Below are 16,251 nucleotides of genomic sequence, written 5' to 3' on the forward strand. Positions count from 1 at the left end.
CACCGGTTTTTCGTTCGTTGATTACAGGTGTGCCATGACCGTTTCACAACTTTCATTACGAGCAGCCCGAAATCTCCACCTTGCGGCCCAGGGATTACTTCAAAAGCCTCGTCGTCGTGCACGGCCCTCTGACGTTGCCGACGCGATTTCCCGCATGTCGCTGCTGCAAATTGACACCATTAATATTGTTGCCCGCAGCCCTTACCTCGTCTTGTTCAGTCGCCTTGGGCAGTATGAATCCGGCTGGCTTGATAGCGCCCTGGCGAGCGGAGAGCTAATCGAATACTGGGCGCATGAAGCCTGTTTTTTGCCGAAAAAAGATTTTGCGCTCATTCGCCACCGGATGCTGAGCCCTGAAAACATGGGCTGGAAATACCGTCCCGAATGGATGAATGAGCATGCGGAAGATATCAGCCAGCTGCTCGCTTATATCAAAGACAATGGCCCCGTCCGTTCAGCTGATTTTGAGCATCCACGCAAAGGCGCGAGCGGCTGGTGGGAATGGAAGCCACAGAAAAAACATCTTGAGGGGTTATTTACCGCCGGACAGGTGATGGTGACGGAACGGCGTAATTTTCAAAGAGTTTACGATTTAACCCAGCGCGTTATGCCGCACTGGAACGATGCCTTGCATCTGATTGAGCAGCCCGAGGCTGAGTTACTCATGCTGGAAAACAGCGCCTGTAGCCTGGGGATCTTCCGTCCGGAATGGCTCGCTGATTACTACCGACTGAAAAATATTGCGTTAAAGCCCCTGATAGAAAGCTGGCTTTCATCAGGCAATGTCATTCGCGTCCAGGCCGATAAACTGGGCGATATGCTGCTGCATCATACGCTGCTACCACTGCTTGAAAAAGCGCAGCAAAATCAGCTTAACGCTACCCACAGCGCCGTGCTTTCGCCGTTTGACCCGGTCGTTTGGGATCGTCGCAGAGCAGAGGTGCTGTTTAACTTTTCCTATCGACTGGAATGCTATACCCCAGCGGAAAAGCGTCGCTATGGTTATTTTGTTTTACCGCTGCTGCACAAAGGGGCGCTGGTGGGCAGGATAGACGCCAAAATGCACCGTAAGCAGGGGGAGCTGGAGGTCATAAGCCTCTATCTGGAAGAGGGCATAAAAATCACCGACGCCTTGCAGGCAGGTCTGCGTGGTGCACTGACGGAATTTGCGCGATGGCAATCCGCGACGCATCTTACCCTGGGTATTTTGCCCGCAGAATTAAGAGAAAGCTGGGGTACTAGCTGGGAAATGGCCCCGGCTGGCTAGTCATTTATGCTATTCTGGTGCCGTTGATGGCACTCATCTGGAGTAATTATGGAAAGTCGTTTACTTGAAATCATTGCCTGCCCGGTCTGTAACGGCAAGCTCTACTATAACCAGGAAAAGCAAGAGCTTATCTGCAAGCCTGATGGCCTGGCATACCCGCTGCGTGATGGCATTCCAGTTCTGCTGGAAAGTGAAGCCCGGACGCTGACTTCAGACGAGACCAACCCATGAGTTTTGTCGCCATTATTCCCGCTCGCTATGCGTCCACGCGTCTGCCGGGTAAGCCTTTAAAAGAGATTAACGGCAAAGCAATGGTGCTGCATGTTCTGGACCGCGCGCGCGAATCAGGTGCTGAGCGTATCATTGTCGCGACCGATCACCCGGAAGTTGCACGAGTCGTCGAAGCTGCGGGAGGAGAAGTCTGCCTGACCAGCCCCGATCATCAGTCCGGCACTGAACGCCTGGCAGAAGTTATTGAGAAATGTGGCTTCAGCGACGACACGGTGATCGTGAACGTGCAGGGCGATGAGCCAATGATCCCCCCGGTGATTATTCAGCAGGTTGCTAACAACGTCGCGAACAGCAAAGCTGGCATGGCGACCCTCGCAGTACCCATTGAATCTGCGGAAGAAGCGTTTAATCCGAATGCGGTAAAAGTGGTCATGGATGCGCAGGGCTACGCGCTTTATTTCTCACGCGCCACGATTCCGTGGGATCGCGAGCGTTTTGCCGCTTCACGTGAAGAGATTGGCGATACCTTCCTGCGTCATATAGGCATCTATGGCTACCGCGCTGGTTTCATCCGTCGCTACGTCAGCTGGGCACCGAGCCAGCTTGAACAAATCGAAATGCTTGAACAGCTGCGCGTCTTGTGGAACGGCGAAAAAATACATGTTGCCGTGGCGAAAGCCATCCCAAGTATTGGTGTGGACACCCCAGAAGATCTTGAACGCGTCCGTCTGGCAATGCGCTAATTCACCTTCAGCGTGAACAATCAAACCGGCTAACCAGGCCGGTTTTTCTTTTTCTGAAACCCAATTGATCTGGAGTGGTGACAACTTCGCCTGGTGCGCTCATTATTAAATCAACAGTATTACCAGGGGAAATCGGTATGGAATTGCTGCGTAAGGAGCTAAGTCACCTGCTGGGTGAGAAGTTAAGCCGTATTGAGTGCATTAGCGAACATGCGGAAACTGCACTTTGGTCGCTCTATGACAGCGGCGGCCACGCAATGCCGCTGCTCGCCAAAAGCTTTACCTCGCCGGGCCTGGCGACTCAGTTGGCCTGGAAAATGTCGATGCTGGCGCGTTCAGGCACCGTCCGCATGCCGGTGGTCTACGGCGTGTTGACTCACGAAGAACATCCTGGCCCGGACGTTTTACTGATGGAGCGCCTGCGAGGGGTTCCCGGTGAAGCACCAACCCGAACGCCTAACCGCTGGGAGCAGCTCAAAGACCAGATTGTTGAGGGGCTCTTAGCCTGGCATCGCGTGGACAGCAGCGGCTGTGTGGGAAACGTCGACAGCACTCAGGAAAACATCTGGCCGCACTGGTACCGCCAGCGAGTCGAAGTGCTCTGGACTACGCTCAATCAGTACCAGAACACCGGGTTAACCATGCAGGATAAACGTATTCTGTTTCGTACCCGAGAATGTCTGCCGCGTATGTTCGAAGACTTCAGCGATAACTGCGTGCTTATTCACGGCAATTTTTCCCTTCGCAGCATGCTCAAGGATTCTCGTAGCGATCAATTGCTGGCGATGGTTAACCCCGGGGTTATGCTTTGGGCGCCGCGAGAATATGAGCTGTTTCGCCTGGCTGAGCCAGGTCAGGCCGAAAGCCTGCTTTGGCACTATTTGCAGCGCGCCCCGGTTGCCGAATCTTTTCTCTGGCGGCGCTGGCTATATGTGCTGTGGGATGAGGTAGCACACCTGCTGCAAACCGGCCGACTGAACCGGCCGGTGTTTGACAACGCCTCTAAGTCATTGCTGCCCTGGCTCTCCTGAAGGGCCTTTCAGCCACTGCCACAGGCGCCCGAGGGTTTCATAGCCCACGCGCTCGCTGTGCATCAGCCATACCGGGTCGGGGATAGCCTTCTCCCACGGATTCAGCGGAGAGGTTATCGCCAACTGGTTAGCCGGGGCAGGGAGAGGATGCAGCCCGGCCCGGGTGAAGAAGATCATCGCCCGTGGCAGGTGAGAAGCTGACGTCACCAGAATAAACGGCTGCTGGCCTATCAGCTTCGCGACGGCATGGGCTTCCTCTTCTGTGTCTTTTGGTGTGTCCAGCGTAATGATGTCGTCTCTGGCAACGCCGAGGCTTTCCGCAACCCTGGCACCAGCTTCTGCGGTACTGACGGGGTTGGTCATTGCTCTGGCTCCGGTAAAGATAAGTTTTGCCCCCGGATTGAGCTGTTTCAGACGAATTGCTTCGGCGAGTCGCGGTAAACTGTTGTCGATCAGATTTGAGCTGGGGGCCCAGTCCGGGTTCCAGGTATAACCGCCGCCCAGCACAACGATGTAGCGGGCGTTGTCTCCGTGTTGGCGAGTGGCGTAGGTGTCTTCGATAGGCTTTAGCATCCAGTCTGCGACGGGCTGCAGGCTAATCAGAAAAAGCACCAGCCAGCTGGCCGTGAGTAACCCTTTGGCCGTTTTTTGCCAGCGGGTAAACCACAGCAGTGCCAGAGCCACGCCCATGGTTAACAGCAGGAATGGCAGGGGAAGCAGCAGCCCGCCAATGATTTTTTTCAGTATAAAAAGCATGAAATTCGGATCCTTTTTAACCATCCAGCAGGTAAACCCCCGTGATATTACACCAGATGGGTTCATTCTCGTCCCGCCTGTGCCAAAATAGCGGTTTTGTCAGATGACCTCTTTTGCCACGGAGCTGTACCCATGGGTGACCGCAATTTTGACGATATTGCCGAGAAGTTTTCGCACAATATCTATGGCACAACCAAAGGCCAGTTGCGGCAGGCGATTCTCTGGCAGGATCTGGATGCTTTTCTGGCGACACAGCCCGCAACCTTAAAGGTGTTGGACGCCGGCGGTGGGGAGGGGCAAACGGCCACCCGTTTTGCTGAGCGAGGGCATGAGGTCGTGCTTTGCGATGTGTCCGCCGAAATGATTGCGCGTGCAAAAATGCTCGCTCAGGAGAAAGGTGTGAGCGACAACATGCATTTTGTACAATCTGCCGCTCAGGATATGGCTCAACATTTGGAAAGCCCGGTTGATCTGATATTGTTTCATGCGGTGCTTGAGTGGGTCACCGATCCTCAGGCCGTGCTAAAAGCGCTTTGGGATTGTTTGCGTCCCGGCGGCACTTTGTCGCTAATGTTCTACAATGCAAACGGCCTGCTGATGCGAAACATGTTTGTCGGAAACTTCGAATATGTACTGCAGGGGATGAAAAAAAATAAGCGCAAAACCCTTTCGCCCGACAATCCGCTGCAGCCAGAACAGGTTTATCACTGGCTGGAGCAAATTGGCTGGCAAATTACCGGTAAAACCGGCGTGCGGGTGTTTCACGATTACCTGCGAGATAAACACAAACAACGAGATGGTTTTGACGATTTGCTGACGCTGGAGACGCGTTATTGTCGGCAGGAGCCGTTTATCAGTCTCGGCCGCTATATTCACGTAACCGCGTTTAAGCCGCAGAGCCAAGGATAAATTATGAGTGATTTTTCCCAGACAGTGCCTGAACTGGTTGCCTGGGCCAGGAAAAATGATTTTTCGATCTCGCTACCGACGGAGCGCCTGACGTTTTTGCTGGCCGTGGCCACCTTAAACGGCGAGCGCCTTGATGGCGAGCTGAGCGAGGGAGAGCTGATTGATGCGTTTCGTCACGTCAGCGATGGTTTTGAACAAACGAGCGAAACCATCAGCGTGCGCGCGAACAACGCCATCAACGATATGGTCCGTCAGCGTTTGCTCAATCGCTTTGTCAGCGAGCTAACCGAAGGCAATGCCATTTATCGCCTGACGCCTCTGGGGATTGGCATCACTGACTACTACATTCGCCAGCGTGAGTTTTCCACGCTGCGTCTGTCTATGCAGCTTTCTATCGTTGCGGGCGAGCTTAAGCGCGCCGCTGATGCGGCCGATGAAGATGGCGATGAATTTCACTGGCACCGCAATGTTTATGCGCCGCTCAAATATTCCGTGGCGGAGATTTTCGACAGTATCGATCTTACCCAGCGCATTATGGACGAGCAGCAGCAGCAGGTAAAAGATGACATTGCCCAACTGCTAAACAAAGACTGGCGAGCGGCGATTTCAAGCTGTGAACTGCTGTTGTCAGAGACATCCGGCACGCTACGTGAACTGCAGGATACGCTCGAAGCCGCGGGGGATAAGCTGCAGGCCAACCTGTTGCGCGTTCAGGACTCAACCCTGGGGCGCGACGATCTTCACTTTGTAGACCGCCTTGTGTTCGACCTGCAAAGCAAACTCGACCGCATTATCAGCTGGGGCCAGCAGGCCATTGACCTGTGGATTGGCTACGACCGCCACGTGCATAAATTTATCCGTACCGCTATCGATATGGATAAAAACCGCGTCTTTGCTCAGCGTCTGCGCCAGTCGGTGCAAAGCTACTTCGATGCGCCATGGGCGCTGACCTACTCCAGCGCCGATCGCCTGCTGGATATGCGTGACGAAGAGATGGCACTGCGGGATGAAGAGGTCACCGGCGAGTTGCCAAGTGAACTCGAGTTTGAAGAATTTAACGAAATTCGTGAACAGCTGGCGGCGCTGATTGAAGCGGCGCTGCAGGTCTACAAAACCCAACAAGCACCTCTTGATTTGGGCGTTGTGGTACGTGACTACCTCGTGCAATACCCGCGCGCGCGTCACTTCGACGTGGCGCGTATTGTTGTAGACCAGGCGGTGCGTCTGGGCGTAGCGGAAGCGGATTTCACAGGATTGCCGGCTAAGTGGCAAACCATTAACGATTACGGAGCCAAGGTACAGGCGCATGTCATCAACAAATATTGAACAAGTGATGCCGGTTAAACTGGCACAGGCGCTGGCTAACCCTCTTTTTCCTGCGCTCGACAGCCAGCTGCGCGCCGGGCGTCATATTGGCCTCGAAGAGCTGGACAACCACGCCTTCTTGATGGATTTCCAGGAATATCTGGAAGAGTTTTACGCGCGCTATAACGTGGAACTCATCCGTGCGCCAGAAGGATTTTTCTATCTGCGTCCACGTTCCACCACGCTAATCCCTCGTTCTGTGCTCTCCGAGCTGGATATGATGGTGGGCAAAATTCTGTGCTACCTCTATCTCAGCCCGGAACGTCTGGCCAACGAAGGGATCTTCACCCAGCAGGAGCTTTATGACGAGCTGCTAACGCTGGCGGATGAAAACAAGCTGCTGAAGCTGGTGAACAACCGCTCCACCGGGTCCGACCTTGACCGACAAAAGCTGCAGGAGAAAGTGCGTGCTTCACTGACTCGCCTGCGCCGTCTCGGCATGATCTGGTTTATGGGCCACGACAGCAGTAAATTCCGCATCACCGAATCGGTCTTCCGCTTCGGCGCCGATGTGCGCACCGGCGATGACCCGCGCGAAGCTCAGCTGCGCATGATTCGCGACGGCGAAGCCATGGCGGTCGAAAGTCGCCTGCAGCTCAATGATGAGAGCGATGAGCCACAACCAGGACTGGATAACGCGGAGGATGAACAAGAATGATTGAACGCGGAAAATTTCGCTCGCTGACGCTGGTTAACTGGAACGGTTTCTTCGCGCGTACCTTCGATCTCGATGAGCTGGTCACCACGCTTTCCGGGGGCAACGGGGCGGGTAAGTCAACCACTATGGCGGCTTTCGTCACGGCGCTTATCCCGGACTTAACGTTGCTGCACTTCCGCAACACCACGGAGGCGGGGGCCACCTCAGGCTCTCGCGATAAAGGTCTTCACGGCAAGCTGAAAGCCGGCGTGTGTTACTCCACGCTGGACGTCATCAACTCGCGCCATCAGCGCGTTGTAGTGGGGGTTCGTCTGCAGCAGGTCGCCGGGCGCGACCGTAAAGTCGATATTAAACCCTTTGCAATTCAGGGCTTGCCAACCTCGATTCAGCCGACGCAGTTACTGACTGAAATGCTGAATGAACGTCAGGCTCGCGTACTCAGCCTGCAGGAGCTTAAGGATAAAGTTGAAGCCATTGAAGGCGTGCAGTTCAAACAGTTCAACTCCATTACCGACTACCACTCGCTGATGTTCGATCTGGGCATTGTTGCCCGTCGCCTGCGCAGCGCCGCAGACCGTAGCAAATACTATCGCCTGATTGAAGCCTCGCTATACGGCGGTATTTCCAGCGCGATCACCCGTTCCCTGCGTGATTACCTGCTGCCGGAAAACGGAGGCGTGCGTAAAGCCTTCCAGGACATGGAAGCGGCGCTGCGTGAAAACCGCATGACGCTGGAAGCGATTCGCGTCACCCAGTCCGACCGTGATTTGTTTAAGCACTTAATCTCGGAAGCGACTGACTATGTGGCGGCAGACTACATGCGCCACGCCAACGAACGACGTATCCACCTGGATAAAGCGCTGGAATTTCGTCGCGAACTGTTGATTAGCCGCCAGCAGCTGGCCGCCGAACAATATAAGCACGTTGATATGGCGCGCGAGCTGGGTGAACACAGCGGTGCGGAAGGCGATCTGGAAACGGATTACCAGGCCGCAAGCGATCACCTGAATCTGGTGCAAACGGCGATTCGCCAGCAGGAAAAGATCGAGCGCTACGAAGCTGACCTCGACGAGCTGCAAATTCGTCTTGAAGAGCAAAATGAGATCGTTGCCGAAGCGCACGAGCAGCAGGAAGAAAACGAGGCCCGGGCCGAAGCCGCCGAGCTGGAAGTGGATGAGCTGAAGAGTCAGCTTGCCGATTATCAGCAGGCGCTGGATGTGCAGCAGACCCGTGCGATTCAGTATCAGCAGGCGCTTCAGGCGCTGGAGCGTGCTCGTGAGCTTTGCCATCTGCCGGATTTAACCGCCGACAGCGCAGATGAATGGCTGGACACTTTCAAAGCGAAAGAGATCGAGGCAACCGACAAGCTGCTGTCTCTTGAACAGAAAATGAGCGTAGCTCAGGCGGCGCATAGCCAGTTCGAACATGCTTACCAACTGGTAACGGCGATCAGTGGCCCGGTGAGCCGCAGCGAAGCCTGGGACACCGCGCGTGAATTACTGCGCGACAGTAGCAACCAGCGCCATCTGGCCGAACAGGTCCAGCCGCTGCGTATGCGCCTCAACGAGCTGGAACAGCGCCTGCGAGAACAGCAGGAAGCTGAGCGCTTGCTCGCTGACTTCTGTAAACGCCAGGGCAAACAGTTCGATCCGGAAGAGCTTGAAGCGCTGCATGAGGAGCTGGAAGAGCGCATCGGCGCGCTGCAGCAAACCGTAGCCGAAGCAAGCGAGCAGCGCATGGCGCTGCGTCAGGAACTGGAACAAATTCAGGCCAGCATCAAAACGCTGAACCTGCGCGCGCCAAGATGGATTGCGGCGCAAACCAGCCTGACTCAGCTGTGCGAGCAAAGCGGCGAGCAGTTCGAAGCCAGCCAGCAGGTGACTGAGTACATGCAGCAACTGCTGGAGCGCGAGCGCGAATCCACCGTTGAGCGTGACGAAGTCGGGGCGCGTAAACGTGCCGTAGATGACGAAATTGAACGCCTCAGCCAGCCTGGCGGTGCCGAAGACCCGCGCCTCAACGCGCTGGCCGAACGTTTTGGCGGCGTGCTGCTGTCTGAAATTTATGACGATATCGGTCTCGAAGATGCACCGTACTTCTCCGCGCTGTATGGTCCATCCCGTCACGCCATCGTGGTGCCCGATCTTTCTTTAGTACGCGAACAGCTGGAAAATCTGGAAGATTGCCCGGAAGACCTGTACCTGATTGAAGGGGACCCGTCTTCGTTCGATGACAGCGTGTTTACCGTTGAAGAGATGGGTACGGCGGTACTCGTCAAAACCGCTGAACGCCAGTGGCGCTATTCGCGTCTGCCGGAGCTGCCGCTGTTTGGCCGTGCCGCGCGTGAAAACCGCCTTGAAGCGTTGCATAACGAACGTGAGTCACTGGCCGAGCGCTTCGCCACGCTTTCTTTCGATGTGCAGAAAAACCAGCGCCTGCACCAGTCGTTTAGCCGCTTTATCGGCCAGCATCTGGGCGTGGCGTTTGAAGAAGATCCTGAGGCGGAAATTCGCCACCTCAACAGCCGTCGCGGCGAGATTGAGCGGGCGATCAACAACCACGAAAATGACAATCAGCAGCAGCGCCAGCAGTTTGAGCAGGCAAAAGAGGGCGTGGCCCAGCTTAACCGCCTGTTGCCGCGCATTAGCCTGCTGAATGACGAAACGCTGGCCGATCGCTGCGATGAAATCCAGGAGCGCCTGGATGAAGCCGAAGAATCCGCTCGCTTTATTCACCAGCACGGCAACCAGTTAATCAAACTGGAAGGCGTTGCCAGCGTGCTGCAGAGCGACCCTGAACAGTTCGAGCAGCTTAAAGACGACTACGCTCACGCGCAGCAAATACAGCGTGATGCCCGTCAGCGCGCGTTTGCGCTGACCGAAGTCGTGCAGCGTCGCGCCCACTTCAGCTACAGCGATTCTGCCGCTATGCTGGACGGCAACAGCGACCTGAATGAGAAGCTGCGCCAGCGTCTGGAACAGGCTGAAGTGGAGCGGACGCGTTCCCGTGAAGCGCTGCGCCAGCATGCCCAGCAGCTGGGTCAGTACAACCAGCTTCTGGCGTCGCTGAAAAGTTCGTTTGATACCAAAAAAGAACTGCTGACGGATCTGCATAAAGAACTGCAGGATATCGGCGTCCGCGCAGATACCGGGGCGGAGGAAAGAGCACGTGCGCGCCGCGATGAGCTGCATACTGCGCTCAGCAACAACCGCTCGCGCCGTAATCAGCTTGAGAAGCAGCTGACTTACTGCGAAGCGGAGATGAACAACCTGACCCGCAAGCTGAAGCAGCTGGAGCGTAGTTACTTTGAAATGCGCGAGCAGGTTGTGACGGCGAAAGCAGGCTGGTGCGCCGTCATGCGTATGGTGAAAGACAACGGCGTTGAGCGCCGCCTGCATCGTCGTGAGCTGGCTTATCTCTCCGGGGACGATCTGCGCTCCATGTCGGATAAGGCGTTGGGTGCACTGCGCCTGGCGGTGGCCGACAACGAACATCTGCGTGACGTACTTCGTCTGTCGGAAGATCCTAAGCGCCCTGAACGTAAGATCCAGTTCTTCGTCGCGGTTTATCAGCATCTGCGCGAGCGTATTCGCCAGGACATCATTCGTACCGACGATCCGGTTGAAGCCATCGAACAGATGGAAATTGAACTGAGTCGCCTGACGGAAGAGCTGACTTCACGCGAGCAGAAACTGGCGATCAGCTCCCGCAGCGTGGCGAACATCATTCGCAAGACGATCCAGCGCGAGCAGAACCGTATTCGCATGCTCAACCAGGGCCTGCAAAGCGTCTCCTTCGGCCAGGTGAAGAGCGTTCGTCTGAACGTCAACGTGCGCGAGGCTCACGCAACGCTGCTGAACGTACTTTCCGAGCAGCATGAGCAGCATCAGGATCTGTTCAACAGCAATCGCCTGACCTTCTCCGAAGCGCTGGCGAAGCTTTATCAGCGCCTTAACCCACAGATCGACATGGGCCAGCGCACGCCGCAGACCATCGGCGAAGAGCTGCTGGATTACCGTAACTACCTGGAAATGGAAGTTGAGGTAAACCGTGGTTCAGACGGCTGGCTGCGTGCAGAGAGCGGGGCGTTGTCCACCGGGGAAGCTATCGGGACCGGGATGTCTATCCTGGTGATGGTTGTTCAGAGCTGGGAAGATGAGTCGCAGCGCCTGCGTGGGAAAGACATTTCCCCTTGCCGCCTGCTGTTCCTTGACGAAGCGGCGCGACTGGATGCCAAGTCCATCGCCACGCTGTTTGAGCTGTGTGAACGTCTGGAAATGCAATTAATTATTGCGGCTCCAGAAAACATCAGCCCGGAAAAAGGCACCACCTATAAGCTGGTGCGTAAGGTCTTCCAGAACAGCGAGCACGTTCACGTTGTTGGCCTGCGTGGCTTTGCGGCTCCGGCGCTGCCAGAGCCGCAGCAGGGTTCGGAAACGGCTGACGCCTCGTAAACCAGCGCTACTGGATGCGATATTATCAAGCGGGCTAAGGCCCGCTTTTTCTTTGTCGCGAACAGTCTTAATCTTTAATTTTCTTTACATTTTGTCAGGCAAATGGTTTTTACTGTTTATATACTAGTGGTGAATACTTCCCGCCTTTGACGGTGAGCACAGTAATAAACAGGGGGCAAGGGATGTTGCTTAGAAAAGCTAAAGATTTTCGATTATCGGCAGTCGGTTACTGCCTCGCGCTCAGTTTCGCTCCGCTGTTTGTGGCCAAGGCCGACGAGCCTGCCGTCGTTCCCTCCGACAGTTCTGCTTTCCAGACCGATCGGCCCACGGAACTCAATCAGCCTTTGGCGCAGTCTACGGCGACGGCCACGATGGCCGGAACTTTGCCAACAAACACCTCCACGATGTCGGCGGCACAAAGCCGGTCGCAGCTTATTGCGGGCCTGCCTGCGGGCTACACGCCGGTTTATCTCAACGCCCTGTCGGCCTTCTATGCTGCGCGTGACATGAAGCCGATGTGGGAAAACCGCGATGCGGTTAAAGCCTTTCAGCAACAGCTGGCGGAAGTGGCCATTGCCGGAATACAGCCGCAGTTTAACCAGTGGGTTGAGCTGTTGACCGATCCCGCAGTGACCGGTATGGCACGCGATGTGGTGCTTTCCGACGCCATGATGGGTTACCTGCAGTTCGTTTCGGGCATCCCGATTGACGGCAATCGCTGGCTTTATAGCAGCACGCCTTACAAGTTAAAAACGCCGCCCCTGTCGGTGATTAACCAGTGGCAGGTCGCCGTTGATCAGGGTTCTCTGGTGAACTTTATCGACAGCCTTGCGCCTCAGCATCCGCAGTATGCCCAGCTGCATCAGTCGCTGATTCATCTGTTGGCTGATACCCGTCCGTGGCCGCAGATGGCCGGCAAAGAGACCTTAAGACCAGGGCAGTGGAGCAACGATGTGGGGGCGCTGAGAGAAATTCTTGCCCGAACCGGCATGCTTCAGGACAAGCCATCGGGGGTGACCAGCGTGGCTGATGTCACCGTCAGCCCGTCCGCGATTAACGTCGAGGACGCGTCTCCTCAGGCTGGCAAGAAAAAATCTCAGGTTGCCGCCCGCGGCGTTTATAGCCGAGATCTGGTCGATGGCGTGAAACGCTTCCAGCAATGGCAAGGGTTAGGCTCGGACGGTGCGATTGGCCAACTGACGCGCGACTGGCTTAACGTCACGCCTCAGCAGCGTGCAGCCCTGGTGGCATTGAATATTCAACGTTTGCGCCTGCTGCCGGATAAACTTGAGACCGGCATTATGGTGAACATTCCTAACTATTCGCTGGTGTATTACCTTAACGGGAACGAGGCGCTTGCTTCTCGCGTTATCGTTGGGCGCCCGGATCGTAAAACCCCGATGATGAGCAGCGCGCTGAACAACGTTGTGGTTAACCCACCGTGGAACGTGCCGCCAACGCTGGCGCGAAAAGATATTTTGCCAAAGGTTCGCCAGAATCCGGGTTACCTGGAACAGCACGGCTATAGCGTGATTCGCGGCTGGAGCAACAATGCGGAGATGATCGATCCGTGGCGCGTAGACTGGTCGACGATCACCGAGAATAATCTGCCGTTCCGCTTCCAGCAGAAGCCCGGCACGCAGAACTCGCTTGGGCGCTACAAGTTCAATATGCCGAGTTCTGACGCCATCTACCTGCACGACACGCCCAATCATAACCTCTTCCAGAAGGATGCAAGGGCGCTGAGTTCAGGCTGTGTACGCGTCAACAAGGCGTCTGAGCTGGCAAATATGCTGTTGCAGGATGCCGGATGGAATGATTCCCGTATATCCAGTACCTTGCAGGAAGGGAACACTAAATACGTCAATATCCGTCATAACATTCCGGTTAATCTGTACTATCTGACCGCTTTTGTCGGAAAAGATGGCCGCACCGAATTTCGTACAGATATTTACAATTATGATCTCACCGCGCGATCTGGCGCACAAAACCTCGCAAAAGCCGGGTTATTAATCCGCTAAACGCAACATTTCTAATGAATTAGTGGTCGTAGAAAATGTAAAACGCAGCCGGGCCCTCTGCAGGGCCCGCCGTTGCTGGGTTTTATCGTGCCTTGACTCCCCGGATTCGGGCAGCTATGGTGCGATGGCTGTGCGCAAAAGTGCATATTAAACCATCATTTTATTACCTGTAGACCTGGATATCATGGACAAATTTGACGCTAATCGCCGCAAGCTACTGGCTTTGGGGGGCGTGGCTTTCGGTGCCGCTCTCATGCCTTTGCCGTCGTTTGCCACCCTCTCGACACCACGCCCGCGTATTTTGACTCTCAATAACCTGCATACTGGAGAGTCACTGAAAGCTGAGTTTTTTGATGGCAGAGGCTATATTCAGGATGAATTAGCAAGACTTAATCATTTCTTCCGGGACTACCGGGCGAACAAGATTAAATCCATCGATCCTTCCCTGTTCGACCAACTCTATCGCCTGCAGGGGCTTTTAGGGACTAACAAACCGGTCCAGCTGGTTTCCGGCTACCGTTCCATCGACACCAATAATGAACTCCGTGCTCACAGCCGAGGCGTGGCGAAAAAAAGCTACCACACCAAAGGCCAGGCGATGGATTTCCATATTGAAGGCGTTTCGTTAAGCAATATTCGCAAAGCAGCATTATCTATGCGGGCAGGTGGTGTAGGATACTACCCCAGCAGCGACTTTGTGCATATTGATACCGGGCCGGTAAGGCACTGGTAAAACAACGGAATCCGGCTTTGTTGTCGGTAATGGAGCAGCATGAACTATCACATTATTCCGGTCACGGCTTTTGCCCAGAACTGTTCTCTTATTTGGTGCGAGGAAACGCAGCAGGCAGCGCTGGTGGATCCCGGCGGCGATGCGGCGCGCATTAAGCAAGAAGTGGCGCAAAAAGGCGTGCAGATTAGCCAAATTCTGTTGACGCATGGTCATCTCGATCACGTTGGCGCGGCGGCTGAGCTGGCGGCACATTACGGCGTGCCCGTTGTGGGGCCGGAAAAAGAAGATGAGTTCTGGCTGCAGGGACTGCCTCAGCAAGGCCGGATGTTTGGCCTCGACGAGTGTCAGCCTTTGACGCCGGACCGCTGGTTAAACGAAGGGGAATGTGTTTCCGTAGGGAATGTAACTTTACAGGTGTTGCATTGTCCGGGGCATACGCCTGGTCATATCGTTTTCTTCGATGCGGCCTCTCGTTTACTGGTTTCGGGCGATGTTATCTTTAAAGGCGGAGTGGGGCGCAGCGATTTCCCGCGTGGTGACCATGCGGCGTTGATTGATTCGATCAAACGTAAGCTGCTGCCGCTGGGGGATGATGTGACCTTTATTCCCGGCCACGGCCCAATGTCTACGCTGGGTTACGAGCGCCTGCATAATCCGTTTTTGCAGGATGAGCAGCCGGTCTGGTAAAACGGGTTTCAAATAAAAAAAGAGCCGCTTATGCGGCTCTTTTGCTATGCGTGGCTATTACAGCACGGCAACGATGGCTTCGCACAGCGGTGCCATGTTATCCGGCGTCATGCCCGCCACGTTAACGCGGCCAGATGCGACGGCGTAAACGCCAAACTCTTCACGCAGGCGGAGAACCTGTTCTTTGGTCAGGCCGCTGAACGAGAACATCCCGTTCTGGTTAATGATGAAGCTGAAGTCGCGGTTGGCGCCTTTCTCCTGCAGGGTATTCACAAACAGCTGACGCATGCGGTGAATGCGCTGACGCATATCGGTCAACTCTTGTTCCCACATGGTACGCAGCGCGTCGTTGCTCAGAATAGTCGCCACAACGGAGGCGCCGTGTGCCGGTGGGTTGGAGTAGTTAGCGCGAATAACCGATTTTACCTGGCTGAATGAACGGTCAGCGGTGTCGGCATCGGCGGCAACCAGCGTGAAAGCGCCCACGCGTTCGTTGTACAAACCGAAGTTCTTGGAGTAGGAGCTGGCCACCAGCAGTTCTTTGTGGCCGGCTGCGAAAAGACGCAGGCCTTCGGCATCTTCTTCCAGACCACGGGCAAAGCCCTGGTAAGCAAAGTCAAACAGCGGCAGCCAGCCTTTGGCCAGCGACATCTCTGCCAGCGTTTTCCACTGGTCGGCGGTAGGATCGATCCCGGTTGGGTTATGGCAGCAGCCGTGGAACAGCACCACGTCACCGGCTTCCGCCGCCTGCAGGCTGGCCACCAGGCCATCAAAGTCCAGGCTGTGATTTTCCGCATCGTAATAGGCGTACTCTTTCACTTCCAGGCCAGCGGCGTTAAACACGCTTTTGTGGTTAGGCCAGCTTGGGTTACTCACCCAGACGCGTTTTGCTGAGGTGTTTTTCGCCAGGAAATCAGCGGCAACGCGCAGCGCGCCTGTCCCGCCTGGGGTTTGTGCCGTACGGGCGCGTTTGTCGGCAATAAGCACGTTGTTTTTGCCGAACAGCAGCTCTTGCGTGCAGCGGCCAAACTCTGGAATACCATCAATGCCCAGATAGTTTTTGGTGGTCTCATTTTCCAGCAGATAAAGCTCAGCTTTCTTCACGCTGGTCAGGACAGGGGTTTTACCGGTCTCGTCCTTATAGACCCCGATGCCGAGGTTAATTTTGGTTGGACGGTCGTCGGCGCGAAACAGGTCAGCCAGACCAAGTATAGGATCGGCAGGGGCAGCGGTAATGTTCTCAAACATGACGGGTTCCATTAGTGATATCGGGGGAAATCGCTTTCAGGTTAACTGCTGTTTTACGAATTGCCAACCGTTTGCGACAAAAAGAGACGGTTAGCGATAACATCGGGTTTATTCTACTTTTTTGCCATAAAAAAACAGGGCCGAAGCC

At 55.2% G+C, this 16,251-nt stretch carries 13 protein-coding genes; 11 read left to right on the top strand and 2 right to left on the bottom strand.

From position 1 onward, the window contains the following. The first annotated feature begins 34 nt into the window (after positions 1-34). From F3J26_RS19470 to F3J26_RS19485, 4 genes are all read left to right on the top strand, one after another. Entirely contained in the window at positions 35-1,267 is a 1,233-nt protein-coding gene (locus tag F3J26_RS19470; protein WP_166995500.1) for a winged helix-turn-helix domain-containing protein, read from the top strand. A gap of 48 nt (positions 1,268-1,315) precedes the next feature. Next, positions 1,316-1,498: a protein YcaR gene (gene ycaR, locus F3J26_RS19475; protein WP_008461191.1), complete on the top strand. Its 183-nt coding sequence runs from the start codon at positions 1,316-1,318 to the stop codon at positions 1,496-1,498. Then, positions 1,495-2,241 (top strand): 3-deoxy-manno-octulosonate cytidylyltransferase, encoded by a 747-nt coding sequence (kdsB, locus tag F3J26_RS19480; RefSeq protein WP_008461192.1) that lies wholly within the window; start codon positions 1,495-1,497, stop codon positions 2,239-2,241. Before ycaR ends, kdsB begins: the two co-directional genes overlap by 4 nt. Positions 2,242-2,378: 137 nt before the next feature. Then, on the top strand, positions 2,379-3,272 hold the full coding sequence (locus F3J26_RS19485; RefSeq protein ID WP_166995503.1) for a YcbJ family phosphotransferase: 894 nt from the start codon (positions 2,379-2,381) through the stop codon (positions 3,270-3,272). On the opposite strand, the gene elyC is transcribed toward F3J26_RS19485, so the two are convergent. Further along, positions 3,249-4,028 (bottom strand): envelope biogenesis factor ElyC, encoded by a 780-nt coding sequence (gene elyC / locus F3J26_RS19490; protein WP_166995504.1) that lies wholly within the window; start codon positions 4,026-4,028, stop codon positions 3,249-3,251. The two genes, F3J26_RS19485 and elyC, sit on opposite strands and share 24 nt — an antisense overlap. 132 nt (positions 4,029-4,160) lie before the next feature. Here elyC and cmoM point away from each other — a divergent pair, with 132 nt between their 5' ends. From cmoM to F3J26_RS19525, 7 genes are all read left to right on the top strand, one after another. Further along, positions 4,161-4,937 carry a tRNA uridine 5-oxyacetic acid(34) methyltransferase CmoM gene (gene cmoM / locus F3J26_RS19495; RefSeq protein WP_039301582.1) on the top strand — a complete coding sequence of 259 codons (777 nt, stop codon included), beginning with the start codon at positions 4,161-4,163 and terminating at the stop codon, positions 4,935-4,937. Between the two features lie 3 nt (positions 4,938-4,940). Continuing rightward, complete coding sequence (gene mukF / locus F3J26_RS19500) at positions 4,941-6,263, top strand: chromosome partition protein MukF (protein ID WP_008461196.1); 1,323 nt, start codon at positions 4,941-4,943, stop codon at positions 6,261-6,263. Further along, the gene (gene mukE, locus F3J26_RS19505; RefSeq protein WP_008461197.1) at positions 6,244-6,960 is read left to right on the top strand and encodes a chromosome partition protein MukE; all 717 of its coding nucleotides are present in this window, start codon (positions 6,244-6,246) and stop codon (positions 6,958-6,960) included. The genes mukF and mukE overlap by 20 nt, the downstream gene beginning before the upstream one ends. Further along, complete coding sequence (gene mukB / locus F3J26_RS19510; RefSeq protein WP_166995506.1) at positions 6,957-11,414, top strand: chromosome partition protein MukB; 4,458 nt, start codon at positions 6,957-6,959, stop codon at positions 11,412-11,414. The genes mukE and mukB overlap by 4 nt, the downstream gene beginning before the upstream one ends. Positions 11,415-11,596: 182 nt before the next feature. Next, entirely contained in the window at positions 11,597-13,435 is a 1,839-nt protein-coding gene (ldtD, locus tag F3J26_RS19515; RefSeq protein WP_166995508.1) for a L,D-transpeptidase, read from the top strand. Positions 13,436-13,619: 184 nt separating this feature from the next. Beyond that, the gene (mepK, locus tag F3J26_RS19520; RefSeq protein ID WP_008461203.1) at positions 13,620-14,168 is read left to right on the top strand and encodes a peptidoglycan L,D-endopeptidase MepK; all 549 of its coding nucleotides are present in this window, start codon (positions 13,620-13,622) and stop codon (positions 14,166-14,168) included. 39 nt (positions 14,169-14,207) lie between these two features. Continuing rightward, a complete protein-coding gene (locus tag F3J26_RS19525) occupies positions 14,208-14,855 on the top strand; it encodes an MBL fold metallo-hydrolase (protein ID WP_166995510.1) in 648 nt (215 codons plus the stop codon). A gap of 57 nt (positions 14,856-14,912) precedes the next feature. On the opposite strand, the gene F3J26_RS19530 is transcribed toward F3J26_RS19525, so the two are convergent. Beyond that, the gene (locus F3J26_RS19530) at positions 14,913-16,103 is read right to left on the bottom strand and encodes an amino acid aminotransferase (RefSeq protein ID WP_166995512.1); all 1,191 of its coding nucleotides are present in this window, start codon (positions 16,101-16,103) and stop codon (positions 14,913-14,915) included. Positions 16,104-16,251: the final 148 nt, after the last annotated feature.

Source organism: Enterobacter sp. Ap-867 (assembly GCF_011752855.1).
Taxonomy (GTDB): Bacteria; Pseudomonadota; Gammaproteobacteria; order Enterobacterales; family Enterobacteriaceae; genus Cedecea.